The sequence below is a fragment of the Paraburkholderia sp. D1E genome (assembly GCF_052682275.1).
On sequence record NZ_JBQYMB010000001.1, the window covers coordinates 2,320,068 to 2,344,911 of the forward strand.

General features: G+C 61.5%; 24 protein-coding genes. 9 read left to right on the forward strand and 15 right to left on the reverse strand.

What is annotated here, in order from left to right:
- Positions 1 to 45: 45 nt before the first annotated feature.
- Complete coding sequence (locus tag ACUN0E_RS10575) at positions 46 to 993, reverse strand: LysR family transcriptional regulator (protein ID WP_408207417.1); 948 nt, start codon at positions 991 to 993, stop codon at positions 46 to 48.
- A 384-nt stretch (positions 994 to 1,377) separates the two neighbouring features.
- Between ACUN0E_RS10575 and oxlT the strand changes: the two genes are divergently transcribed.
- From oxlT to ACUN0E_RS10590, 3 genes are read left to right on the forward strand one after another with little or no spacing between them, the layout of a single operon-like run.
- The gene (gene oxlT, locus ACUN0E_RS10580) at positions 1,378 to 2,718 is read left to right on the forward strand and encodes an oxalate/formate MFS antiporter (RefSeq protein WP_408340525.1); all 1,341 of its coding nucleotides are present in this window, start codon (positions 1,378 to 1,380) and stop codon (positions 2,716 to 2,718) included.
- A gap of 30 nt (positions 2,719 to 2,748) precedes the next feature.
- A complete protein-coding gene (locus ACUN0E_RS10585; RefSeq protein WP_445566526.1) occupies positions 2,749 to 3,693 on the forward strand; it encodes a LysR family transcriptional regulator in 945 nt (314 codons plus the stop codon).
- Positions 3,683 to 5,134: an aldehyde dehydrogenase family protein gene (locus ACUN0E_RS10590; RefSeq protein ID WP_445570416.1), complete on the forward strand. Its 1,452-nt coding sequence runs from the start codon at positions 3,683 to 3,685 to the stop codon at positions 5,132 to 5,134. The genes ACUN0E_RS10585 and ACUN0E_RS10590 overlap by 11 nt, the downstream gene beginning before the upstream one ends.
- 89 nt (positions 5,135 to 5,223) lie before the next feature.
- Here ACUN0E_RS10590 and ACUN0E_RS10595 read toward each other — a convergent pair whose 3' ends face one another.
- From ACUN0E_RS10595 to ACUN0E_RS10610, 4 genes are all read right to left on the reverse strand, one after another.
- Positions 5,224 to 6,201, reverse strand: coding sequence for a 2-dehydropantoate 2-reductase (locus ACUN0E_RS10595; RefSeq protein WP_445566527.1), 978 nt, complete (start codon positions 6,199 to 6,201; stop codon positions 5,224 to 5,226).
- 266 nt (positions 6,202 to 6,467) lie between these two features.
- Positions 6,468 to 7,088, reverse strand: a complete 621-nt coding sequence (locus ACUN0E_RS10600; RefSeq protein ID WP_445566528.1) for a LysE family translocator — start codon at positions 7,086 to 7,088, stop codon at positions 6,468 to 6,470.
- Positions 7,089 to 7,231: 143 nt separating this feature from the next.
- Entirely contained in the window at positions 7,232 to 7,738 is a 507-nt protein-coding gene (locus ACUN0E_RS10605) for a hypothetical protein (RefSeq protein WP_408237306.1), read from the reverse strand.
- 213 nt (positions 7,739 to 7,951) lie between these two features.
- Positions 7,952 to 8,536: an IMPACT family protein gene (locus ACUN0E_RS10610; protein ID WP_445566529.1), complete on the reverse strand. Its 585-nt coding sequence runs from the start codon at positions 8,534 to 8,536 to the stop codon at positions 7,952 to 7,954.
- A 157-nt stretch (positions 8,537 to 8,693) separates the two neighbouring features.
- On the opposite strand from ACUN0E_RS10610, the gene ACUN0E_RS10615 reads away from it, so the two are divergent.
- Complete coding sequence (locus ACUN0E_RS10615; protein WP_445566530.1) at positions 8,694 to 9,320, forward strand: LysE family translocator; 627 nt, start codon at positions 8,694 to 8,696, stop codon at positions 9,318 to 9,320.
- Between the two features lie 64 nt (positions 9,321 to 9,384).
- On the opposite strand, the gene ACUN0E_RS10620 is transcribed toward ACUN0E_RS10615, so the two are convergent.
- Complete coding sequence (locus ACUN0E_RS10620) at positions 9,385 to 9,753, reverse strand: hypothetical protein (RefSeq protein ID WP_445566531.1); 369 nt, start codon at positions 9,751 to 9,753, stop codon at positions 9,385 to 9,387.
- A gap of 337 nt (positions 9,754 to 10,090) precedes the next feature.
- Complete coding sequence (locus tag ACUN0E_RS10625; RefSeq protein WP_408237242.1) at positions 10,091 to 10,771, reverse strand: TetR/AcrR family transcriptional regulator; 681 nt, start codon at positions 10,769 to 10,771, stop codon at positions 10,091 to 10,093.
- Between the two features lie 65 nt (positions 10,772 to 10,836).
- Between ACUN0E_RS10625 and ACUN0E_RS10630 the strand changes: the two genes are divergently transcribed.
- Complete coding sequence (locus ACUN0E_RS10630; RefSeq protein ID WP_408237239.1) at positions 10,837 to 11,475, forward strand: glutathione binding-like protein; 639 nt, start codon at positions 10,837 to 10,839, stop codon at positions 11,473 to 11,475.
- A 22-nt stretch (positions 11,476 to 11,497) separates the two neighbouring features.
- Here the strand turns inward: ACUN0E_RS10630 and ACUN0E_RS10635 are convergent, their stop codons facing one another.
- Positions 11,498 to 11,755 carry a DUF2866 domain-containing protein gene (locus ACUN0E_RS10635; RefSeq protein ID WP_120295794.1) on the reverse strand — a complete coding sequence of 86 codons (258 nt, stop codon included), beginning with the start codon at positions 11,753 to 11,755 and terminating at the stop codon, positions 11,498 to 11,500.
- Positions 11,756 to 12,068: 313 nt separating this feature from the next.
- On the opposite strand from ACUN0E_RS10635, the gene ACUN0E_RS10640 reads away from it, so the two are divergent.
- Positions 12,069 to 13,184: a GGDEF domain-containing protein gene (locus ACUN0E_RS10640; protein WP_408237235.1), complete on the forward strand. Its 1,116-nt coding sequence runs from the start codon at positions 12,069 to 12,071 to the stop codon at positions 13,182 to 13,184.
- On the opposite strand, the gene ACUN0E_RS10645 is transcribed toward ACUN0E_RS10640, so the two are convergent.
- The 4 genes from ACUN0E_RS10645 to ACUN0E_RS10660 form a co-directional block, all read right to left on the reverse strand.
- Positions 13,181 to 13,384, reverse strand: a complete 204-nt coding sequence (locus ACUN0E_RS10645) for a hypothetical protein (protein WP_445566532.1) — start codon at positions 13,382 to 13,384, stop codon at positions 13,181 to 13,183. The two genes, ACUN0E_RS10640 and ACUN0E_RS10645, sit on opposite strands and share 4 nt — an antisense overlap.
- Positions 13,381 to 15,129, reverse strand: coding sequence for a peptidoglycan D,D-transpeptidase FtsI family protein (locus tag ACUN0E_RS10650; protein WP_445566533.1), 1,749 nt, complete (start codon positions 15,127 to 15,129; stop codon positions 13,381 to 13,383). Before ACUN0E_RS10650 ends, ACUN0E_RS10645 begins: the two co-directional genes overlap by 4 nt.
- A gap of 571 nt (positions 15,130 to 15,700) precedes the next feature.
- Positions 15,701 to 17,242, reverse strand: coding sequence for a methyl-accepting chemotaxis protein (locus ACUN0E_RS10655; protein ID WP_445566534.1), 1,542 nt, complete (start codon positions 17,240 to 17,242; stop codon positions 15,701 to 15,703).
- A gap of 113 nt (positions 17,243 to 17,355) precedes the next feature.
- Positions 17,356 to 17,811, reverse strand: coding sequence for a hypothetical protein (locus ACUN0E_RS10660; protein ID WP_445566535.1), 456 nt, complete (start codon positions 17,809 to 17,811; stop codon positions 17,356 to 17,358).
- Positions 17,812 to 17,900: 89 nt separating this feature from the next.
- On the opposite strand from ACUN0E_RS10660, the gene aepX reads away from it, so the two are divergent.
- The 3 genes from aepX to ACUN0E_RS10675 are packed head-to-tail and all read left to right on the forward strand — an operon-like array spanning position 17,901 to position 21,865.
- Positions 17,901 to 19,622 (forward strand): phosphoenolpyruvate mutase, encoded by a 1,722-nt coding sequence (gene aepX, locus ACUN0E_RS10665; protein WP_445566536.1) that lies wholly within the window; start codon positions 17,901 to 17,903, stop codon positions 19,620 to 19,622.
- Positions 19,619 to 20,785 carry a phosphonopyruvate decarboxylase gene (gene aepY, locus ACUN0E_RS10670; protein WP_445566537.1) on the forward strand — a complete coding sequence of 389 codons (1,167 nt, stop codon included), beginning with the start codon at positions 19,619 to 19,621 and terminating at the stop codon, positions 20,783 to 20,785. The genes aepX and aepY overlap by 4 nt, the downstream gene beginning before the upstream one ends.
- Before the next feature lie 12 nt (positions 20,786 to 20,797).
- The gene (locus ACUN0E_RS10675; RefSeq protein WP_445566538.1) at positions 20,798 to 21,865 is read left to right on the forward strand and encodes a 2-aminoethylphosphonate aminotransferase; all 1,068 of its coding nucleotides are present in this window, start codon (positions 20,798 to 20,800) and stop codon (positions 21,863 to 21,865) included.
- Between the two features lie 42 nt (positions 21,866 to 21,907).
- Here ACUN0E_RS10675 and ACUN0E_RS10680 read toward each other — a convergent pair whose 3' ends face one another.
- The 3 genes from ACUN0E_RS10680 to ACUN0E_RS10690 form a co-directional block, all read right to left on the reverse strand.
- Complete coding sequence (locus ACUN0E_RS10680) at positions 21,908 to 22,048, reverse strand: hypothetical protein (protein WP_325044839.1); 141 nt, start codon at positions 22,046 to 22,048, stop codon at positions 21,908 to 21,910.
- Positions 22,049 to 22,261: 213 nt separating this feature from the next.
- Positions 22,262 to 22,966 (reverse strand): PIG-L family deacetylase, encoded by a 705-nt coding sequence (locus tag ACUN0E_RS10685; RefSeq protein ID WP_445566539.1) that lies wholly within the window; start codon positions 22,964 to 22,966, stop codon positions 22,262 to 22,264.
- A gap of 185 nt (positions 22,967 to 23,151) precedes the next feature.
- A complete protein-coding gene (locus ACUN0E_RS10690; protein WP_445566540.1) occupies positions 23,152 to 24,732 on the reverse strand; it encodes a UdgX family uracil-DNA binding protein in 1,581 nt (526 codons plus the stop codon).
- Positions 24,733 to 24,844 lie beyond the last annotated feature (112 nt).

Consider the following 24,844-nt stretch of genomic DNA (forward strand, 5'->3'; position numbering starts at 1 on the left):
ACCGATCAATTTGAAATAGTTAAAGTTTTATTGGTTTTCCATAACCTACTGCTTATAGACGCTCAATTCCTTCACGCGCGTGATTTTCTCGATGAGGTTCGCGCCTTCTTCCATCAGGAAGCGTTTGAAGGCCACGGCAACCGGCGGCAGACGCTTGTTCTTGCGATGCACGACGTACCAGTTGAGCATGACCGGAAAGGTCTCGACGTCGAGTACGACCAGATGGCCGAGCTGCAACTCGAGACTGATCGTGTGTGCGGACAGAAATGCGATGCCCATGCCGGCAATGACGGCCTGCTTGATCGTCTCGGTGCTCTTGATCTCCATCGCGATCTTGAGATTGGCGAGGCGGCCGGCGAAGCCTTCTTCCATCGAATTCCATGTGTCCGAGCCGCGTTCACGCACGATGAAAGCCTCGTTCGCCAGCTGGCTCATCTTGATGTTGCGCTTGTGCGCGAGCGGATGCGTGGGCGCCGCCACGATCACATAAGGGTGCGGCGCGAACGGTTCGTTGGTCGCGTCGGTTTCGTGCGGCGGACGCACCATCACCGCGAGATCGGTCTGGTTGGTCGCGAGTTGATGCAACAGTTGTTCGCGATTGTGCACGGCGAGATTGAGCACGACGCCGGAGTAGCGCCGTGTGAATTCAGCCAGCAGGCGGGGAAAGAAATAGTCGCCGGCGCTGATCACCGCGACGTTCAGCTTGCCGCCGGAGACGCCCTTGAGCTGACTCATCGCCTCGTCGACTTCATGGAACTGCTGAATGATCGCGCGGCTGTAGTGAAGCATCTCGGTGCCGGCCGGGGTCAGATAGATTTTTTTGCCGAGTTGTTCGAACAGCGGCAGCCCCGCGTGTTCCTCGAGCTGCCGGACCTGGGTGGAGACGGCGGGTTGTGTCAGATGCAATTCTTCCGCAGCACGCGAGAAGCTCAGGTGGCGCGCTACCGTTTCAAAAACCTTCAATTGCCGCAGAGTCGCATTGCGCATCGTCATGGCCAATGTATAAGCAATCGTGAATCAACATAATAACAAACTTTAATTATTCGTAATTCAGCAATGACCCTAGCATGGGTCTGTATAAGAAAAGCGGAATTGCCGGTGCAGTATTCGGCACATGTTCGGGTTAACGCGTGAATTCGAGGTGCGGCGGGGCAACAGCGAAAGATTGATGCAGTACCGATGCCTAATTGATCGGAATAAAGACCGACCCGAAAAACGGTAATTCAGGTAGGGCGGTTCTTTAAAGAATGCTGATTAAAGATGCAAATATTAAATATTCCCGAATGGCAAGGCTGTTCGGGTCATAACGATAAGGTGAGACGCATACAGTGCGGCGTGACGGCGGGCTGCACTGAATAAATAGCGGAGACAAGGCTCATGGGCGATACCAATCAGCAGGCCACGGCGCGCGTATTCTGGGCGAACCGTTGGTGGCAACTCGTCATCGGCATGATGTGCATGGCGTTGGTGGCCAATCTGCAATATGCATGGACGTTGTTCGTTACGCCGATGAATGCGCGGCATCACTGGGGTGAAGCATCCATTCAGCTCGCCTTCGCTATCTTCATCCTCACTGAAACGTGGCTGGTGCCGGTGGAGGGCTGGCTGGTCGACAAGTTTGGACCGCGGCCCGTGGTTGCCGGCGGTGCGGTATGCGCCGGCCTCGCGTGGGTCATCAATTCGTATGCGACGACCTTGCCGATGCTATATGTGTCGGCCGTCATTGCCGGGATCGGCGCGGGCGGTGTGTACGGTACGTGTGTCGGCAATGCGTTGAAGTGGTTTCCGGACCGCCGCGGTCTTGCGGCCGGCCTGACTGCGGCAGGTTTTGGCGCGGGCGCGGCCGTCACCGTCATTCCGATCGCCAACATGATCACGCGCACGGGCTACGAACACACCTTCTTTGTCTTCGGCATCCTGCAGGGTGTTTGCATACTCGCGCTCGCGTTGTTGTTGAAGAAGCCGAACTTGCAACTGCAAGCCGCACCGAAGAGGAAGTTTGCGGTCACCAAGGTCGATTACACGCCGGGTCAGATGATCAAGACACCGGTGTTCTGGGTGATCTACGTGTCTTTTGTCGCGGTGGCAGCGGGTGGCCTGATGGCGACTGCGCAACTCGGTCCGATCGCGAAAGACTGGGGGCTCGCACGCATCCCGATGACGATCTTCGGCATGACCCTGCCGCTGCTCACGGCCACGCTCTCTATCGACAATATCTGCAACGGCTTTACCCGTCCGCTGTGCGGGTTTATTTCCGACAAAATCGGCCGTGAGAACACGATGTTCGTGATCTTTATCGGCGAGGGCCTCGCATTGCTCGGCCTGATGCAATACGGCAGCAACCCCTATGCGTTCATGACGTTCGCCGCGCTGATCTTCCTGTTCTGGGGCGAAATTTTCTCGATCTTCCCGGCAATCTGCGCTGATACCTTTGGCAGCAAATATGCGGCGGCCAATGCGGGCACGCTTTACACCGCGAAGGGAACGGCGTCGCTGCTGGTGCCGATTGCATCGGTACTATCGGCTACCGGTGGCTGGAATCTCGTTTTTATCGTCTCCGCCGTCGTCACGATCGCCGCGGGCATCTCGGCGAAATTCATTCTCGCGCCAATGCGCTCGCGCTGGATCGAAACGCACAATCAGCCCGAGGGCGTGCTGGCCGTGGCCGGCAGCAAGCCCTCGCGGCTTAGCCACTGGCCTGAGCAATCAGGGGAATAGGGTGCGGAGTCCACACCCGGCGGTTACGCCATGAATGTCTCACTGCAGCAACTCAAGGTGTTCGTCGCCGTTGCACGTGAACGGAGCTTTACGCGCGCGGCGCGCGAGTTCGATCTGACGCAGTCGGCAGTGAGCCGTTGTGTGCGCGAACTTGAAGACGCGGTCGAATTGAAACTGTTCGACCGCACCACGCGCCAGGTAGAACTGACTCATGCGGGCGCGAGTCTGGAGCGCCGAATCGGGCGCCTGCTCGATGAAATCGAATTGACGCTGCGCGAGGAACGAGCCGCTTACGACGGACACACCGGCGTGGTCGTGCTGGCTAGCAATCCCGTGTTGTCGTCGAGTTGGGTGGCCCAGGGGCTGGCCCGTTGCGCGTCGGCGTTTCCCGAGTTGATCGTGTCCGTCAAGGATCAGCCGCAAAGCAGTGTGCTCGCGAGCGTCGAACAGGGGGAAGTGGACTTCGGCGTGGTTTCGGTGGCCGAGCCTCTGGTCAGCGATCAGTTGCATGCGCAGGTGGTGTTCACAACGCCGCTGCATGTGGTGATGCCGTCTGCGCATCCGCTGGCGCGGCAAACCGGCGTTGCATGGAGCGCGTTGCAGGAATGCGCGCTCGTCACACTGAATGCCGATGCGGGCATGCGCGCGGCGCTCGAGCTTGCCTTCAGCGCGCACGGCCTGAAGCGACGGCCGGTGCAGGAACTCGGACACGTCGCGGCGGTGTCGCGGATGGTCGAGCTAGGTATCGGCATCGGCGTTTTACCCATCGATGGCCATTGGCCCCCATACGGCGCCTCACTGGTCAGCCGGCCCCTCATTCCGGAGATGAATCTGACGACGCTGCTCGTGCATCGCCGTAACCGCTCCCTCAGGCCCAACGCCGCGGCCGCATGGGCACAGTTCGCCGCCCTGGCCGATCCGTTGCCAATCAACCCATGCAACATTCCCCGCAAGGAGCTTCATGATGGAAACTGACACCGACCTCAGGCGCCATGATCTGCTGATCAACGGCAAGCGTTTACCGCCCGGCACCGGCGAATATTCCATCGATATCAACCCGGCGACCGAAGAGCCGATTGCGCTGGTGGCACAAGGCAGCGCCGCCGATGTCGACACCGCGGTCCATGCTGCGCGTGCCGCATTGAAAGTGTGGAACGCGATCCGGGCAGCCGAGCGAGGCCGTATCCTGATGCGTCTCGCCGGCCTGATGCGCGCGAATCTGGAAGAACTCGCCGCGCTCGAAAGTATCGACGCCGGCAAGCCGATTTCCGCTGTGATGCGCCAGGATATTCCGGCAGCGATCGATACGCTCGAATACTACGCAGGCTGGTGCGACAAGATCAATGGGCAGGTAGTGCCGGTGCGTCCCGATGCATTGACGTACACATTGCGTGAGCCGGTCGGCGTGGTCGCCGCAATCGTGCCGTGGAACTTCCCGCTGATGATCGGCATGTGGAAAATTGCGCCCGCGCTGGCGTGCGGTTGCACGCTGATCGTCAAGCCGGCGGAAATTACGCCGCTGACCGCGTTGCGCATCGGCGAACTCGCGCTCGAAGCGGGCGTGCCGCCGGGCGTGCTGAATATCGTCACCGGCAAGGGGCGGGTGGTGGGCGATGCGCTGGTGGCGCATTCCGGCATCGACAAAGTGACTTTCACGGGCTCGCCTTCTGTGGGGCGCGGCATTCTGCAAGGCGCGGCCAGCAACTTCAAGCGCGTTACGCTGGAGCTTGGCGGCAAATCGGCGAACCTGATCTTCCCGGATGCGAATCTCGACAATGCGGTGCGAGCCGCGGCGTCGGGCATCTTCTTCAATACCGGCCAGGTATGTTCGGCGGGCTCGCGCATTCTGGCTCATCGCGATGTCTACGACGAAGTTGTCGAGCGTCTCGCGGCGCGTGCGAAGGCGATCAAGGTTGGCGACCCGGCGGCGCGCGAAACCTCGATGGGACCGCTTATCTCCGCCGCGCAGATGAAGACCGTGCTCGGCTATGTCGAGACGGGTCGGTCCGAAGGGGCGTCGCTCGTGACCGGTGGCGCGCGAGTGGGCGAGCGGGGTTTCTTCGTCGAACCGACGGTGTTCGCCAATGTCGAGCATGAAATGCGCATTTCGCAGGAGGAGATCTTCGGGCCGGTGGCGACTGTGATCCGTTTCAACGACGAAGCCGATGCGATCCGTATTGCCAATGGCACGTTGTATAGCCTCGCGGCCGGCGTATGGAGCGCGGATATCGGTCGCGTACATCGGGTCGCGCGCGATCTGAGAGCGGGCACCGTATGGATCAATACCTACGGCTATACCGATGTGCGCTTGCCTTGGGGCGGTTCAGGCGATTCCGGTTTTGGCCGCGAACACGGTGATGTGGCGATTGAAAACTTCACCGAACCGAAGGCGGTGTGGCTGGCAATCGATCAATAACGATGTAAAAAAGGATCGAACGCATGGCGTTCGATCCTCTCCTTTCCTGAACGGAAGCTTGTGAGACGGGTCGCAGTGCGAACGGGTGCTTAATCGCCCTGCAATGCCATCCGTTCGCGCAGCTTGACCAGCGCGAGCACGACGTCGATAGTCGGCGTGGGTTCGGCGACGAGACGACCCATCTCCTGTACCACCGTCAATAGCGGATCGATCTCCATCGGCCGGCGGTTTTCCAGATCGACCAGCGTCGAGGTCTTATGCGCGCCGACCGCGCCCGCACCGTCAATACGTTTTTCCACATCGACGCGAAAATGCACGCCGAACTGATCCGCTATCCGCTTGGCTTCGAGCATCATCGTGCGTGACACCGCACGCGTGCCGGGGTCGCTGGTGAGGACATCGAGCGTGGCGTGGGTCAATGCGCTGATCGGATTGAAGCACAGATTTCCCCACAGCTTGAGCCAGATTTCGTCACGGATATTGTCGCGGATCGGTGCGTCGAAACCTGCTGCTTGCATGATCTCGTGCAACTGTTGAATGCGTGGCGTGCGTTCGCCGCTCGGCTCGCCGATCGGGAATTTTTTGCCGTACACGTGCTTGATGACGCCCGGCTCGACGATCTCCGCGGCGGGATACAACACGCAACCGATCGCGCGTTCGGGCCCGAGCTTCGTCCATTGGCTGCCGTCTGGGTCGATGCTGGCGAGGCGCGTGCCGGCGAATTTTCCGCCGTGCTGATAAAAGTACCAATAGGGAATGCCGTTGACGCCAGTGACGATGGCCGTGTGTTTGCCGAGGAGCGGCTGCATCGCATCGACCACGCCGGGTAGCGAGTGCGCTTTCAGTGTGATGATCACAAAGTCCTGCACGCCGAGTTCGCGCGGATCGGACGTACAGCGTACCGGCGCGCTGTACGTTTGGCCGTCCATGATCAGGCGTGCGCCGTGTTCGCGCATCGCGGCGAGATGCGCGCCGCGCGCGACGAAACTCACATCCGCGCCGGCACGTGCCAGTTGCACGCCCATCAAACCGCCAATTGCTCCTGCTCCGAAGATACAGATCTTCATGATGCCGCCCCTGTGACTATGAGAAGTCTCTTGCCCGTAGCCGCCAATCGTCTTACCGCGGCGCCGGGTCATTCTTCGAGCATAGGGGCGCCGGACGATTACTGACAGTTAAAGTTTATGCTGTCATGCATTAGCTATCGTTTATATATGCGTTAACGGCCGATTACCCTGCAGGTTTCAACGGTAGCAGAGGGTGTAATACAAAACCGAAGCGTGACCGGCGGGACCGTTCGGCAAGCTTGATATTTTTGGTTTTGAGCAGAGGTTTATGTCCGCCGAACTAGCAGAAAGCTCACGCCGATCGTCGCCAGAAACGCGCCGCAGCAGCGATTGAACCACCGGCGAACCTTGGCGCGAACCAGCCACTTGCCAAGGTGCATGCCAGCCCAGGAATAAAGCGCGATCGCCACCCATTCGAGTACCAGAAAGTTCGCGCCGAGCACGGCGAACTGCGGCAGCATCGGTTTGGCGATATCGACAAACTGCGGCAAAAATGCGGTGAAAACCAGGATCGCCTTCGGGTTACCTGCCGCCACGAGACATTCCCGCCGCGCAATCCGCCAGAGCGACGCGTCGTCTTGCTGAGTCGTGTCGATGGCCGGAGCGTCACTGCGCCACAATTGGATGGCAAGCCAGATCAGATACGCGGCGCCGGCCAGTTTGATCGCAAGAAAGAACCACTCGGATGCGTGCAGCACGACGGCGAGGCCGGTCGCCGCCAACACCAGCATCGCCGCGAACGCGACAAGCCGGCCGGTGCCGCCGACGAACGCCGTCATGAAGCCGTGACGTGCGGCGACGTTGATCGAGAGAAGATTGTTCGGGCCGGGCGCGAGGTTGATCGCGAAGCAGGCGGGCAGGAAGAACAGCCAGGCGGTGATAGACATGACGGCTCGCACGGAGAAGGAGAGGGGATGGCAACGAATCGGGCGCGCGCGATGCGCAAGCGGCATTAAAGCCCTGATTCTGCTTTTTCCGCTATCTCCCGATTGTAGCGAATCGGCGGATCGCGCCGATTCAGTTCACATGCTCAATTTACTGATTTAACGAAGCCTGGGTCGCTGATCAACGCATCGACGCTCAGCCTGACGGTGTCTTCGATGGCGATGGTATTGCTGGTGAATTTAGGCGATTTCTGCCGGACCGTCTTGATGGTTGAGAACACAACATTCTGGGTCGCGGCATCGGTCACGACATAGCGCATTTTCAGTGTCCAGAATGTTGGCGAGCGCGAGTCGTCTACCGTGAACTGCTCGATGCTACCGCTCAGAACCTTCCGGCCCCCGGTGAGATGAAAACCGGCGATCCGCAAACTGCTGGCGATGCCGTTGCGCACGGCCTCGTTGATATCGTTCTTTAGCACGATGCCGGTCATCGCCGTATTTTCGATCCGGTTCGGCGAAACCTGGCCGTTGCGAGCCGGCATGTAGACGAAATCACGGGCAGGGGCGATGCTGAGCCAGCCGGTTGAATGCGCGGCCGCGGCGCGCGGTGGATTATTCAGACCGAACCACGACCACGAGCAGGCGGACAGCATCAACGGCAGTGCGACGACGCCGCAACCCTTGAGTACAGTCGATCGCAGGGCTGCACGCGTGGGGCCGAGCGATGGCCGCAGAGACTGACTCTGTGGCGGCGACTCGGACGCTGTGCTGGAAGAAGCGGCAGTCGGGGTCAGAGGAGTTGCCTTTTAGGTTGAGTCATCCCGGGACAGAGCAGCATGGTAACAGTGAGCCGGGAAGGCAAACGATCAAAAAAAACCGGCTTTGCCCTGAGTCATATCCACCAGGGCTAGCCGGGCATCGTCCACCGCGTTGACGGGCAGCCGGACAGTCATTTTCACCAGCATCCCGTAGGCACTGTCCATGAGTGCATAACCTTCAGCCTCGATCCATCTGCGCACTTTCGCTTCGTCGGAGTAACTCACTTCGACGATCAGCGTAACCTGAGCAATCCTCTCTACGCGGGGCGCATCCAGTAGAGCCGATGCAATCGCATCGGTATACGCCCGCACCAGGCCGCCGGCACCCAGCTTTACGCCACCGTAGTACCGCACGACGGCTGCCAGCACGCCGTCCAGATCATGATGCCGCAGTACTTCGAGAATGGGCCGGCCCGCGGTTCCGGACGGCTCGCCGTCGTCGGACATGCCTGACTGGCCACCTGCCAGTAGCGCCCAGCACACATGTGTTGCGCCTGGATGCTCGTCGCGCAGACGGCGCAACTCGGTCATCGCCGCGTCGCGGTCGGCGACCGGTATCGCATGCGCGATGAAACGGCTCTTGCGAATCTCGAGTTCCGCGGACAGCGGCGCGGGCAAGGTATAGGTGGGCAAGGCAAAGACTTCGATGGATGGAAAGATGCAGACCGCATGTGAATCTTATGCGGCCTTGTGCCCGCCATGGTAACGGATCGTCGATGGATATTCGTCTACAATCGTCGGCTGAACGCGTGCCTCTCTGCCGAAGCGGGAGCGCCACCAAGGAGACCACATGCTCGATTTTTCTACGCTAGGAACGTTCGTTGCCGTTGTACTGGGGCTCTTTCTGATTCCGGGGCCGGCCGTGCTGCTGGTTTTGACTCGCACAGTGCATGGCGGCCGGAAGGCCGGCATTCTCACCGGTCTTGGCGTCGCAGTTGGCGATTTCATCCATACGTTAGGTGCATCGGTCGGCTTGTCGGCGCTGCTGATGACTTCGGCACTCGCTTTCAATGCGGTGAAATTCGTTGGCGCCGCGTATCTCATCTATCTGGGCATTCGCGCCTTGCGCGAAAAGCAAGGGAGCGCGCATTTGCCGGCTGTCGTGCAGGTATCCGCTTCCAAGGCCTTTTTTCAGGCGATTCCTGCCGAAGTGTTGAACCCCAAGACCGCGCTGTTTTTCCTCGCGTTCCTGCCGCAGTTCGTTCGCCCTGAGCATGGCTCCTCATTCCTGCAGTTCGCGACGCTCGGGCTGATCTTCGTCGGCATGAGCGCGCTTTATACAACGCTGATCGTGCTGACCATTCGTCCGCTGGGCAAGCTCGTCAAGCGCCTGACATGGCTGAGCCGCTGGCAAAACAAGATCATCGGCGTGCTGTTCATTTCGCTCGGTCTGCGCGTCGCCACGCAAACGCGCTAACGAATCTGCTTGCTGCCGCGCGCCGTTTCGTTCGGGCGCGCGCAAATGTGCAGCCACGCTCGCACTAGATATTCCGGCGCTGCCGCCTCAAGCGGCCCTCGCGTGCGTATTCCATCTGACCCTCTGTTCGCACGGCGAGCTTCTCCTGTTCGGCGCGGCTCATTAGCCGGGTATCGTCGATGTCACCGACGCGCAGCACTTCCTGCGCGATCCGTATGCGTAATGTCATTAATGGCTCGCCGCGTTCGACCAGCGTGCGGTCGGCTGCGCGCGCCTGCTGGACACCGCTGTCGATCAGGTGGCGCAATTCCAGCAACGTGAGCCGCTGGCGTTGGATCTCGAGGATGAGCCGCTGGATGGCCTGCTCGTCACGCGTGCGCCACCAGGTGCGCAGTTCGGCGAGCGTGGGAGGGTCGAAGGGAGGAAGACGCATTGCTCAGACGAAATATACTGTATATATGTACAGTATATCCCCTCTTTTTACGGAAGCACGTAGAGCGCGTTGAGCGGCTGGCAACCCCGGCAAAAAGAGGCGTTACAACGCTCAGGTGAGCGCGAGCATGATGGAGGTGGAGACCACAATGATGAAAAGACAGGCAGCGGTCAGTATGTCGTACGGATAGCTCATGTCGAAACCATAATGTGTCGGGCGGAAGCGCCCATCATAGGCATAACCGTTCCCCGTGACTGTCAAGCATTGCAAAGGCGCGGCTATCCGGCTGCCTATGATCCGGGCGCAAACTGAACGACGTGGGCGAAACACCTTCCGCCTAGCGTCCACGTCTCTTCACTGCGGTTTTGCCCGTTGCCGGCACAGGTGATTCGCCCGCACTGCCGCATATCAATGTCACGCCCGCAACCGCCGTCGCCCGCAGCGACGCGCGCGAATCGCCTGCGCGGGCGCGCAACGCGAGGCTGTGCAAAATCGCCGACGCGATCTTCGCGAGGAGGGGCGGTTGCGCTTCGGCGCTCAGTTCGCCCGCAGCTTGCGCGAGCTTGAAGCGTTTCTCGAAGGCCTTGTCGTAGGTGCGCAGTCCCTCGGCAAGGGCCGCGCGAACCTCGGTGTCATCCACTGCTTCGACTGCGGCAGTGCCGATCATGAAGCAGCCGAGCGGATCGCCGTCGGCGGGCAAGTACCACGCGAGCGCGCCGTCATAAACGCGCAGCAGTGCTTGCGGCAATGGCAGGTCCTCGCCGAGCGCATCAACCATCGCGAGTCGGCCGGCCTCGATATAACGTTCGAGTGTGGTTAGATACAACGCATGTTTATCGCCGAATGCGCCGTACAGGCTTGGGCGGTTCATGCCGGTCGCGGCGCTCAGTTGATCCAGCGAGGTGCCCGCATAGCCGCTGCGCCAGAACACGTTTCTTGCATCGGCGAGCGCCTGGTCGGAATCATAGGCACGCGGACGTCCACGGGGGCGCACTTCTTTTTTTGTACTGGTTGGCATAAAAATATGGCGTAAGTGATTTATATGCAATATAGTACAAAAACTCCAACGACAGAGGATTCCCCATGGATCTGTACTTCTCTCCGCTAGCGTGCTCACTGGCCACCCGAATTTCCCTGTATGAGGCGGGGGCGCAGGCTGGGTACATTCAGGTCGATACGAAGTCGAAACAGTTGTCGGACGGCTCGGACTTTTATCCGATCAGTCCGCTCGGGCAGGTGCCGGTGCTGCGCACGGATGAAGGCTGGCTGTTGAGTGAAAACACCGCGATCCTGCCGTATGTAGCCGATCATTTTCCGGCTGCACGGCTCGCGCCCGCCGCGGGCACGGCACAGCGCGCGCGGCTGCAACAATGGTTGGGTTTTATCAGTACGGAGTTGCACAAGGCGGTGTTCGTGCCGCTACTCGATGCGCGCGCGCCGGAAGACGTGAAGCGCTATGCGCGCGAGAAGGCCGCGTTGCGGCTGGGTGTTCTGCAAGATCATCTGGCGCAAAACGAGTTTCTGCTCGACGCGTTCAGCGTGGGCGACGCCTATCTGGTCACCGTGCTGAACTGGGCGTCGTTTGGCGGCGTCGATCTTTCGCAATGGCCCGCGGTTGCCGATTACTACAAGCGCTTGATGCAGCGCCCGAGTGTCGCAAAAGCCGCTGCGGAAGAAGTCGCGCTGTTTCAGGAAGAAGTGGCGAGGCGCGCAAAAAACTGAGGGGAGGTTGCCAGCTAAGCGATTAGTCGTCGCTGTGCTGGCAGAAGCGGCGCCCCGGAATGTGTGACACCACCGCCTGTGCGATTTCGAGTGGCGTGCTTTCGGCTGGCACCACGCGGCGACTCGATTCGGGGGTGTGCTTCATGGTCCATTCAACGAGTCTGTACGAGCGTCCCCAAGGGGGTTGCAAGGGGTCTGAGACCTTGCACGAGTGGATCTGGCGCACCCATTCGTTGCCGGGCATCGCGCGCAAATGCTCGAATACCGTGTCTTCCACCATCGTTTGACTCCTTCTTCGCAGGCATGCTGTCCATCTATCGGTGCCTCGGCGACATCCCTCGATAAAAAAGCGCCGCCGATGTTCTGGCGGCTCAACAGGGGATGTTGTGCGCCATAGTTACAGGTAAGAATTAAGCCAAACTTAAGATCGCGCTCAAAATTTCCACGCTCGATCCCTCTGCCCGATCGCGCCGCTCAAGCGCTGTTTTTGCGTACGCGTTGATCCAACCCTCAAGACCTCGCGGAATTGGCCGTTATTACAGCGGTTGGGGCCGCCGCCCCCGCTTCGCTTCCGGGCCTGCATCATTGATAACGTGACGAATCTCGCTCAAACGCCGCTTTCAGACCGGCTTCGCTCGCTCGTCGATACCGTGCAGCACAACGAACGTACGCTGCGCCGCTTCCAGAACGTCGAGTTGAGGTTGATCGGCGCGCAGAGTTTTCCGTCGTTTCTCGACACGCTGTTCAGTCATCTGCCGCAGGAATTCTCGCTGGCGAGCGTGACGTTGTGGCTCGATGACCGCGCGCCCATGTTGCTCGAACTCCTCGAGCAGAGCGCCTTGCATGCGCTCGACCAGCCCAATCTGAAAACCTCACGCGAAGGCGGCCTCGCAGGCCTTGGTCTGTGCGACGAGGGACGGCCATGGCTGGGCAAACCGGGCGAGCTGGATGAAACGGCGCGCCGCGCATTCTTCGGCGATGCCGACACGCCGGCGAGCGCGATCTTGCTGCCGCTGGCCGCCGGCGACACCGTCAGCGGCTATCTGTGCCTGTGCAGCGACGACCCGGTGCGTTTCGGCGAAGGCATGGCCACGGACATTCTTGAGCGGTTCGCGAGTATCGTCACGGCGAGTCTCGACAATGTCGCGCATCGCGAGCGGCTCAAGCAACTCGGCATGACCGATTCGCTGACCGGCCTCGCCAATCGCCGCTACTTCGACGAACGCTTGCGCGAGGAGATCATGCGCGCCGTCCGTTATGGCGTGCCGGTGGCGTGTCTTTTCATCGATATCGACAGCTTCAAGCGCATCAACGACACCTACGGACATCGGACCGGTGACCGGGCCCTCGCGGCGGTGGCGGCCTGCGTGCGACAGCAGGTACGGTTGGGCGACACCGTGGCGCGCTACGGCGGCGAAGAGTTCACCGCGCTGCTGCAAGGCGATCGCTCTGATGCATTGACGGTCGCCGAGCGCGTGCGGCTGGCTGTCGAAAGGCTGGATTTGCAGGACGATCACGGCGAACGCATTGCGTTGACCGTATCGATCGGCGTGGCGGCGCGCACGATTACCGGTGCGCCGGCCGAGGCGGCCGCGAATGGCCACGCGATAATGGAAGAAGCCGATCGGGCGATGTACCAGGCCAAACGCAATGGCCGCAACCGCATCGAGGCGCTGGCGAAAGCGGACAGCGATAAGGTGTCACGCTAACGCTTGCCGGCCTCGCCCAACCAGTGGCATGCACAACCGGCAGGGCGCATTGCAGGTGTTTGAGGCAACGCCGTTTCCGAAACCGGCGGCGTCTTGCCGAGTTTTTTCTTCACACCTTCCGCGTCACTCGGATCGACCTTTTCGAACAGCGCCAGTTGCCGGTCGACGATGTCTTTCAGCCCCCCGCCACGGCCCCTCACGCATCCGGCGGCACCCCGAGTAATTGCAGTGCGCCACCGGTCACCGCACCGAACACCGGGCCGGCCACCGTCCCTCCATAGAACGCCTTGCCGGCCGGGTCGTCGATCATGACGGCGACGATCAGCCGCGGGTCGCTCATTGGCGCCATGCCGACGAACAGGGCGCGGTAACGGTTTTTCGCGTAAGTCGCGCCGACCTGTTTGCGCGCCGTGCCGGTTTTGCCGCCGATCCGGTAGCCTTCCACCGCTGCTGCACGCCCTGTGCCGCCAGGGCCGGTGGCCATTTCGAGCATCGAACGGATCGCGCGCGCGGTGGCGGGTGTCGTGACCGCATGGCCTTTGCCGGTGGCCTGTGCCGCGCCACCCGCACCGGCATTCCCGTCCGCATCTCTGTCTTTGTGCAACAAACTCACGGGATGCAGGGTGCCGTCGCCTGCGTAGGCCGTATACACCTGCGCCATTTGCAGCAGCGAAGTCGACAGGCCGTAGCCGTACGCCATGGTGGCCTGTTCGATCGGACGCCAGCGTTTGTACGGGCGCACCTTGCCCGACGCGACACCCGGAAAGGTCAGTTCGGGTCGCAACCCGAGCCCGTATTCCTGATACTTGTTCCAGATCGTTTCGGCGGGCAGATTCAGTGCGAGCTTGGCGAGCGCGATATTGCTCGACTTCTGCACGGCTTCGGCAACAGTCATCGCGCCGTGATTCGACGTGTCGTGAATCACGGCCGGGCCGATCTTGTACCAGCCTGGCGCGGTATTGATGACGCTTTGCGGTCGCACCTTGCCTTCGTCGATCGACAATGCGACGACCACCGGCTTGATCGTCGAGCCTGGCTCGAAGGTGTCGACTACCGCGCGATTGCGCAGTTGCCGTCCGGTGAGACGGGCGCGGTCGTTCGGATCGAAGCTCGGATAGTTGGCGAGCGCGAGAATCTCGCCGTTGCGCGCATCGAGCACGACCACGCTGCCGGCTTCGGCGTGATGTTTTGCAATGGCGTCCTTCAGTTGCGCGTAGGCGAGCTGCTGAATGCGGCGGTCGATCGTTAGATGAATGGTGTCGCCGTTCTGCGCGGGCACGAGCGGCCGGGTTTCGGACACCACCCGGCCCAGGCGGTCGCGGATCACTTCGCGCTGGCCCGGCACGCCGAGTAGTTGCTCGTTGGCAGCGAGTTCGACGCCTTCCTGGCCGTTGTCCTCGATATCCGTGAAGCCGACCACGTGCGCCGCCGATTCCCCTTCTGGGTAAAAGCGCTTCGAATCCGCGATCTGCGTGATGCCGGCGAGGCCCAGTTTATTGAGGCGATCGGCGGTGTCGGCATCCACCTGACGCTTGAGCAGCACGAAGGTTTTGTCGCCGTTCAGACGCCGGCGCAGTTCTGCTAGCGGCAGGTCGAGCAGCTTCGAAAGCGGCGCGAACGCGCCTTCATCGAGCAGCTTGGGGGAGGCCCAGATCTCGTAAGTCGCGAGACTGACGGCGAGCAGCGAGCCATTGCGGTCGACGATGCGCCCGCGCGTTGCATCCAGTTCGATGGTGCGCTGATAGCGTTTTTGCCCCTGATCGACGTAGAAATCCTGATTGACCACCTGCACCCAGAACGCGCGCCCCGCCAGCGACGCGAACGCGCCAAACACCAGCAGGACGACAAGTTTCGAGCGCCACATCGGCAGGCGCGCGATTAGCAACTGGTTCTTCGCGACGGGCGCGTATGGATCGTGCGACTGCGATTTCTTCTTTTGGATCATGAGTGCGGATAACGAACAGTGGTGCGTGGCGAGCTGAAACCGGCAACGCCGGCGGCTTGTTGCGCGTGACTGTTGAGCGTGCTCCTCGAGTGAAAGCCACACGCGTGTGGCGTGCAGCGGGATTAGCTTGCGCCGCCCGGATCGGCGGCGGTGAATACCTTGAGTTGCCGATGAAACCGCATGGCCGGTATGTGCACCGCGAAGCTGGCGCTGCCCAGATTGTAAACAGAACGTAATCTGGATGCGAGGGCCATGCAAGCGGAGAGTGGCGGGGCAGCACGTCGCGCACCGTGCTGCCGCTGCCGCTGCAGACGCAGACGCAGACGCAGACGGCAGGCACAGGCACAGGCACAGGCACAGGCACAGGCACAGGCACAGGCACAGGCACAGGCACAGGCACAGGCGGCCACAAAAAAGCCGCGCGGACTTGAAAAATCCGCGCGGCTGGTTCGTTCGATTGATGCGTCGACTCCGACGCGGCGTGTTAAAGAGGCGCTCCCTGCCTGTCGAGCGCCTTCTTTTTTTGCCTCTCTTCCCCTGACGTCCCGCCGTCAGAAAAGCGCCGGCGGACTCAGGCCGGCAAAGCGAAGCTCGAGATTGCCTCGCGAAGCACGCCCACCTGGTCCTTTAGCGAATGGGCTGCAGCGGCGGCTTCTTCGACGAGCGCGGCATTTTGCTGCGTGACCTGATCCATTTCGCCGACTGCGCGATTGACCTGTTCGATACCCGCGCTCTGTTCCCGCGACGCGTTGCTGATCTCTTCCAGGATTTCGTTGACGCGTCGCACGGACTGCACGATCTCGCCCATGGTCGAACCGGCATTGGCGACCAGCGACGCGCCCGCTTGGACAGTATGGGTGGATGTCTCGATCAACGCCTTGATTTCCTTCGCGGCCGTGGCCGAGCGCTGCGCGAGACTGCGCACTTCTGCTGCGACCACCGCGAAGCCGCGTCCCTGTTCGCCCGCGCGGGCCGCTTCGACGGCGGCATTGAGCGCGAGGATGTTGGTCTGGAACGCGATGCCGTCGATCACGCCGATGATGTCGCCGATCTGCCGTGAGCTGCTGGTGATTTCGCCCATGGTGCGGACCACGTCGTCGACCACGCGGCTGCCGCGCGTGGCCACATCCGCCGCCTGACCGGCGAGTTGTGCCGCTTGCAGTGCGCTGTCAGCGTTCTGCTTCACGTTGACTGTCATCTGATCCATGCTCGACGCCGTTTCGACGAGCGCTGCGGCCTGTTCCTCGGTGCGCTGCGACAGATCCGTGTTGCCGGCGGCGATTTCGGTCGCACCGATATTGATGTTTTCGGTGCCGAGCCGCACGCGCGAAACCGTATCGACGAGACCGGCCTGCATGGTGTGGAGGGCGTGCAGCAGACTGCCGGTGTCGTTCGTGTGCACCGGCACGCGCGTGGCGAGATTGCCGCGCGCCATGAGTTGCGCGGCTTCGACGGCGACTTCGAGATCGCCCCCGAGCGTGCGGCGGATGCTGCGTAACACCAGCAGCATGACGGCTGTGGCGATCGCGCCGAGCGTTACTGTGATGACGAGCCAGCGCAGCAGATTGGCGTAGAACGCGTGCTGCACGTCGTCCATGTACATGCCGGTGACGAGATACCAGTCCCACGGCGCGAAGTGGATCGCGAAGCTGGTTTTCGCCACGGGTTTGTCGCTGCCCGGCTTGGCCCACAGATAGTCGACGAAACCGCCGCCGTCGTGATTGCCTGCGTTGACGATATCGACGAACAGATGGTTGCCGGCCGGGTCGGCGAACTGCGCCATGTTCTTGCCGACCATTTCTTTCTTGATCGGATGCATCAGCATGACCGGTTGCGAGTCGTTGACGGAGATGTAGCCGTCTTTGCCGTAACGCATGGCGGCGAGTGTTTCGAGCGCCTGTTTTTTGGCTTCGTCTTCGGTGATCGTGTGGTGTTGCGCGAGGGTGTAGTAGCGGTTGACGATGTGATTGGCCTGATCAATCAGCGAGGTGAGTTGATCGCGACGGTCCGAGATCATCGACGCGCGGTTTTGCCATGCGCCGAAGCCGCCGATCAGGATCAGGCCGGTCCAGAGGACTGCGATCATTGAGGCTAGTTTTTTGTTCAGAGTCATAGCAATGGGGTTTGCTTTTTTGCTTTCGCTTTCGCGAGGTGGTCGGTCAGGGGTGTTGCTCTTTTGCTCTTTTGTTCTTTCGCTTGCAGCGGTTGGCTTTTCGCTTACTGTGTTTACGGCTTGTTGTTCTTTGCTCTGCAGGGGAGGGGAAACCCGCTGTTTCTTTTTGTCTGATTAATTGGGGTTTTGGTTTGGCTGGTTTTTTTGCCTGCGCGGCGCTTTGTTTGTCTGTTTGTCTGTTTGCCTGCGGTTTTGGTCTTTCCTTGATCTGGCTTTTTGGCCTTTCCTTGTTTTGTTATTGGTCTATTAGCGTTCGCCCCGCACAGGGGCAACACTAATAGACCATTAACGCCATTAATCCATAAATCAAATAACCACACCCAAATATAAAACCCAAACCAGATAACAAAAAAAACCACAAACCCAAGCCCCGCAGGGCCAAAATCACATTCCTCCACACAACGCCAAAAAAATCCAACCCTCAACCACATTGTATAAAAAGCAAAAAAAAGCACATTTCCCCACTTAACAACAACATCATAAAAACCGAATACAACCCGGACAACCAATAAAAACGATTTCAGCTATAGTCGCCATTTTCCAGTCGCCAGCCGGGCAAAAAAGAGCACCAATAAGCCCGCCACCAGGAGTAAAGAAAATGAACGCCCGCGAACCCGCATTCATCTCCGCGTCCCGCAGCGCGCGTCTGCGTCAGATGCTCGTCAGCACCGAACTCGAATTCATGATGGAGGCCCACAACGGCCTCTCCGCCCGTATCGTCCGCGAAGCCGGCTTCAAGGCGATCTGGGGTTCGGGTCTCGCGATATCCGCCCAATTCGGCGTGCGCGACAACAACGAAGCCAGCTGGACGCAAGTCGTCGACACCCTCGAATTCATGGCCGATGCCAGCGATCTGCCCATCCTCCTCGATGGCGATACCGGCTACGGCAACTTCAACAACGTGCGCCGTCTCGTGCGCAAACTCGAACAACGCGGCATCGCCGGCGTCTGTATCGAAGACAAGCAATTCCCGAAAACGAATAGCTTCATCAATGGCGAAGCCCAGCCGCTCGCGGATATGGACGAGTTCTGCGGCAAGATCAAAGCCGGTAAAGACTCGCAGTCGGATGAAAACTTCTCGATCGTCGCACGCGTCGAAGCACTCATCGCCGGCTGGGGCATGGACGAAGCGCTGCGTCGCGCGGAAGCCTATCGGCAAGCGGGCGCCGATGCGATCCTGATTCACAGCAAGCTCTCGCGTCCCGACGAAATCCTCGAGTTCGCGCGCGAATGGGCTGGCCGCGGACCGCTCGTCATCGTGCCGACCAAGTACTACAGCACGCCCACCGAAGTGTTCCGCGAAGCCGGCATCAGCACGGTCATCTGGGCGAATCATCTGATCCGCGCAGCGACCTCGGCCATGCAGGCCGTCGCCAAGGAAATTCACTCGAGCGAAACGCTCGTCAACGTCGAAGACAGCATCGCCGCAGTCAACGAAATCTTCCGTCTGCAAGACGCCGACGAATACTCGGAAGCCGAAGACCGCTATCTGTCGAGTGGACGCGCGGCCGGTGCGGCCGTCGTGCTCGCGGCAAGCCGCGGCAAAGGGCTCGAAGCCGTCACCGAAGATCGTCCGAAAGTCATGCTGCCGATCGCGGGCAAGCCGCTGTTGCGCTGGCTCGTCGACGCGTTCAAAAAACAGAGCGTCAATGACATCACCGTGGTCGGCGGTTATCGCGCCGATGCGATCGATACGGCGGGTATCAAACTGGTCGTCAACGAACGTCATGCGCGAACCGGCGAGCTGGCATCGCTCGCCTGCGCAGCCGACAAGCTTGCAGGCGACACCGTCATCTCGTACGGCGATCTGCTGTTCCGCAGCTACATCCTGCGCGACCTGGTCGAGAGCGAAGCGGCGTTCAGCGTGGTGGTCGATTCGTCGCTGACCGATGCGGAAAACGCCAGCGTGCGCGACTTCGCGTGGTGCTCGGCGAGTGACGATCGCGGCCTGTTCGGCAGCAAGGTCACACTGCGTCACGTGTCGAGCGGGCAGGAAGCAAGCTCCGCCATCGCTTCGCAAACGCCGCACGGTCGCTGGGTCGGTCTGCTGAATGTACGTGGAGAGGGCCGTGAGCGTCTGCAAGCGGTACTCGGCAAATTGCAGGCACGCCCGGATTTCGATTCGCTCGACATGCCCGCGCTGCTGAATGCGCTGATCGAAGCGGGTGAAGCGGTCGAAGTGCAATACGTGCACGGCCACTGGCGTGGTGTGAACGATCTCGAAGACTTCCGCCGTGCAGGCGATTTCGCGCATGCGCAAGCGCCGTTCGCGGCAGCGGTCGGCGGCAAGACGAACGAAGCCAGCGGAGCCGCGCAATGATCGAGGCAGCACAGTTCGTCGAGGCGGCTCGCGAGCGTGGCTTCGACTGGTATGCAGGCGTGCCGTGCTCGTATCTGACGCCGTTCATCAACTACGTGTTGCAGGACGAGTCGCTGCATTACGTCTCGGCGGCCAACGAAGGCGATGCGGTCGCGCTGATCGCGGGTGTCACGCTCGGCGCGCAGAACGGCCGGCGTGGCATCACCATGATGCAGAACTCCGGCCTCGGCAATGCGGTGAGCCCGTTGACCTCGCTCACGTGGACTTTCCGTCTGCCGCAATTGCTGATCGTGACGTGGCGCGGGCAACCCGGCGTCGCGGACGAACCGCAGCACGCGCTGATGGGCCCGGTCACGCCCGCGATGCTCGATACGATGGAGATTCCGTGGGAGACCTTCCCGACCGAAGCCGACGCGATCGGCCCGGCGCTGGATCGCGCCATTGCGCACATGGATGAAACCGGCCGCCCGTACGCGCTCGTGATGCAAAAGGGCAGCGTGGCGCCGTACGAGTTGAAAGAAGGCCATGCGGGCGCTCGCCGCGTGCCGGTTGTGTCGCGTTCGCAATTCGGGAACGTGGCCGAAAATGAACTGGCTTCACGTCACGACGCGCTGCAGAAGGTCATTGCGCATACGCCGCTCGAATCGACGGTCGTGCGCGCGTCGACCGGATTTTGCGGCCGCGAACTCTATGCCATCGACGACCGTCCCAATCAGTTGTACATGGTCGGCTCGATGGGTTGCGTGACACCGTTTGCGTTGGGGCTTGCCCTCGCGCGTCCCGACCTGCACGTGGTCGCGCTCGACGGCGACGGCGCCGCGCTGATGCGCATGGGCGCGTTCGCGACGCTTGGTGCGTACGGTCCGTCGAATCTCACGCACGTGCTGCTCGATAACGGCGCGCACGATTCGACCGGTGGTCAGGCGACAGTGTCGCCGCAGGTGTCGTTTGCGGGTGTCGCCGCGGCTTGTGGTTATGCGTCGGCGGTTGAAAGCGACGACCTCAACGTGATCGACGAGCTGTTCGAAACAGTACCGTCGCCCCATGGCCCGCGCTTCGCGCGCCTGGCGATTCGCCGCGGTACGCCCGATGGCCTCCCGCGTCCCACTATCACCCCGCCCGATGTGAAGACGCGCCTGATGCGCCACATCGGCGCCGTTTAAGGAGTGTCACTCATGTTGCTGCTCAACCCCGGCCCGGTGACGCTCACCGAACGTGTCCGCAATAGCCTGTTGCAAACGGATTTGTGCCATCGTGAAAGCGAGTTTTTCGACTTGCAGGAAGAGGCGCGCACACGTCTGGTCGAACTGTATGGTCTCGACGCAGGCGAATGGCAAGCGGTGCTGATGACCGGTTCCGGCACGGCTGCTGTTGAAAGCATGACCGCCGCGCTGGTGCCGCAACACGGCAAGCTGCTGGTCGTGGAAAACGGCGTGTACGGCGAGCGTATTTCGCAGATCGCCGCGCAATACGGCATCGCGCACGAGTCGCTGAAACACGACTGGATGCAGGCGCCGGATCTCGCGAAAATCGCCGAACGCCTCGACGCGGACAAAGCGTTCACCCACGTCGCCGTGATTCATCACGAAACCACGACAGGCCGTCTGAACGATCTGCAGGCGCTCGGGGCGCTGTGCCGCGAACGTGGTCTGCGTCTGCTGGTGGATGGCGTCAGCAGCTTCGGCGCGGAAGCGATCGATTTTGCCGACGCCAGTCTCGACGCCGTGGCGGCGACCGCGAACAAGTGTCTGCACGGCGTGCCTGGCGCGTCGTTCGTGCTGGTGCGGCGCGCGGCGCTCGAACAGGCGGCGAGCCGCACGTATTACCTGGACCTCGGGCGCCTCGCGCGTTTGCAGGATCAGCGCAATACGCCGTTCACGCCGTCGGTCCATGCGTACTACGCGCTGGTCGAAGCATTGCGCGAACTCGCCGACGAAGGCGGTTGGCAGGCGCGCCACGCACGTTATGCGGCGCTCGCCGAGCAGGCTCGCGCGGGCCTGGCTGAGCGGGGCGTGGGCAGTGTGTTGCCGCCGGAGCAGTCGTCGGTGGTGTTGCGCGCGTACCGCTTGCCTAATGGCGTGGCATATCCGCAACTGCACGACGCGCTGAAAGCGCGCGGTTTCGTCATCTATGCCGGTCAAGGCGGGTTGTCGGCCGAGCTATTCCGTATCTCGACGATGGGCAATATCCATGCCGCCGACATCGACCGTCTCTTGCAAGGCTTTAGCGAGCTGACGCGCTAAAGCGCGCGTTCACGCACGCGCCCGGCAACAACCGGCACGGCGTCACACCGGGTCTTTGTCCGGTGGCCCATCGGGCCGCTGCGGCTCCTCGGTGTGATGGCCGGGCGACGGGGGCACCAGTGGATCGCTTTCCGGGTCGCGGTTCGGATCGGCGTTCGGGTCGGGAATCGGACTGGTATGCATGTCGTAGCTCATTGCATCACCTCTTTTAGTTGGGAAGAGGGCCTGAAAGCGGGCCTGAAAGCGGGCTTGGAAGCGGCTTTCGAAGCGGGCCGGAAAGTGGCCCGGGACGCCGGCTGAACAGCGAGCTGAAAAGCAGGCGGTCCAGCCGGTCGAATGCGCATAAGCCCCGGTCATTCTCTTCAAGCGTAGGCGATCCGGCACGCGGCGCGGTTCTTACTTTCGCGCGCGGCGGCCCACGCTCAATTGCCAGTAACGTTCGGCGGCGAAAACATCGTCATAAATGTCTGCACCGAAAGCGCGCAGCTGGCTTTCGTAGGCGTTGACCGCTTCGCGTTTGAGCTGGGTACGGCGCTGGAGATCAATCGTATGGCCTACGCTCGGATAGGCCGGCGTTGCGACGATGCTGCGTTGCGCGAGGTCGGCGAGCCGCGCCTGCACGACACCTGGCGTGCGGCGGTGAATCGCTTCCTCATAGGCGAACCACGTGAGATGCGACAGGCGCGGCAGGATTTCGCAGCAGGCTTCGAACACCCGTACGTGATCGTCGTGATACAGGCCGAGCGGCATTAGCAGCGTGTTCGCGGTCGTGCGGTAGATGGTCTCTTCAAGCACCGCCGCCAATTTGCTGATCGACGGCGAGTCCATGTATTGGCCGTCGCGAAACGGCATGCGCAGCGGAATCGCGTCGAGTACCTCCAGCGCGAGGTTGTCTTCGCGCGTGCGGGCGTGGATGGCCTGATGGGCGCTCGTGAAACCTGACTTTTCATCCCATTCAGTATGCATCTCCTGCTCGGGGGGCGCGGCAAACACCGTGCAGACCGCGGCGTCAGGATGGGCGGCGAGTAATGCGCCGCAACTGAAGACGGCGTCGTCGAAATGGGGCGAGACGATAAAAAGGCGTGGGCTGGTTTCGCTCATGGATGTGTGGTGGTTTCGAAGCGCGCGGGGCCGCATTCGAAGCTTCAATATTGCGCGAGACAAGCTTGCTGGATGTGCGGCGTCACATCAGCTTAGGCGGAATCGGCGCGGCTTGTGTAAACGTTGTGGCCGCCGCAAGCCGCATGCCCGACTGGGCTGATTCTGTGGGGGCTTCCCGTAGAGGCTCACCTTTGTGCATTTGGCATATCCCGAACCTGCTCACCTTGAATGGGTGCGCTGTCGACCGCCAGCGCTGCCGCGCGGCCGAATGCCGTCGCAATGGTCGCCACGATATCGTCGCGCAACCTGGTGTCGGCCGTTCGTAGCGCATACGACGGATGCCAGGCCGGTACGATCAGACGCCCGTCATGGGCGATGGTTTGGCCGAGGTATTCGGACAGACTGACGTGCGCCCCGGTCAGCGCTTTCAGCGCGGTTGCGCCTAGCGTGACCACCACACGCGGCGCTATCCGCGTCAGTTCTTTTTCCAGCCAGTACTGGCAAGCCTCGACTTCGCGCCGCGCGGGCGTTCGATGGATGCGCTCCTGGTCGAGCGTTTCCCATTTGTAATGCTTGACGGCGTAGGTCAGATATAGCGCCTCCCGTTTCAGACCGGCGCGCGCAAGCACGGCGTCCAGCAGTTGACCGGCCGGGCCGGTGAAGGGCTCGCCCTGCTGGTTCTCGTACTCGCCTGGCTGTTCGCCGACCACCATGATCGCCGCATGGGCGGCCCCGGCGCCCGCAACCGCCTGCTTCGCATTGCGCCACAACGCGCAACGGCGGCAGGTGGCAAGCGGGCCCGTGGGCTCCCGTAAGGGGGGCGTCACCGCTGAATATTCGACCGGTGGCGCGGGCGGGACGGTGACGGCGGCGCTTTGCGCGCCGAGACGGCTGCGCGCGCGCGCAAGGTGTGCGGGCAAGGGTGGACCCGCGGGCGGTGTTCTCCAGTAACGCAATGGCACGGGCGAGGGCTGACCATTGAAGGCGCTGGCGTAATACGCAAGCCAGAGCGCTTCCGCGGGCATGCTGGTGAGGGCTTCGCCGGTCATGGCGTTTTCTGGTAGCGCCAGCGTGGTCTGCTGATGTTCCTCCGCCGGCGGCCGGTCGATGCGCAGCAGCATGCCATTCCAGAACGCCGCTCCGTACGGTGTGGCGAGCATCCACGTGGAATCGCCCATGGGCGTGGCGAACAGCGCGGCGGCGCGCTCCAGCAGGTCATGATGCGGCTCGTACCAGCCGACGAATTCGGGTAGCCCCATCAACGGATCACGCCGTCTGAACCGCGTGAGTAGCAGCAGATCGGCGGTTTCGTGTTCGACCGCCTTGATGCGTTGATCGAGCAACGCGCCGTCGGGGTCGTCGAGATCGAGGACGTTGCGCTCGGCGCGCGTCCAGCGCCACAGGACGCGGTACAGCAGCGCCCAGCGGTCCGGCGCGCGGAAGCATGCAGCGGTGTTGAGCCAGGAGAGCAGTTCGCGCGGAATCGCGGGCGCGGCTGAGACACCTGGCCCAGTGCAAGCGGGCGCCGTGTTTGGTACGTCGACAGGCACCTCGACAGCGATCGTGCTGGCGATCCTTTCAGCTACGGACGTTGCCGAAGATTGCGCAATTTGCCCCGAACCATGGCGATCCCCATCACTTTCGGCCGGTGCTTCATTCCCGGACTCAAGCCACTCGATCTGCGAAGGCTCGACACCTTGCCGCAGCAGCACCCGCGCGGCGCGCCGCCATGCGGCGAAAGACGGTTCAATCGGAATGCGTTTCATGCTGACGCGCCGTGGATGCACGCAGCGCGGTGCCGCCATGCGCCAATTCATGCGCCCAGAGTACTGTATAGATGTACAGTATGCGCCCAAACGCCAGCCTGGATCAAGCCCG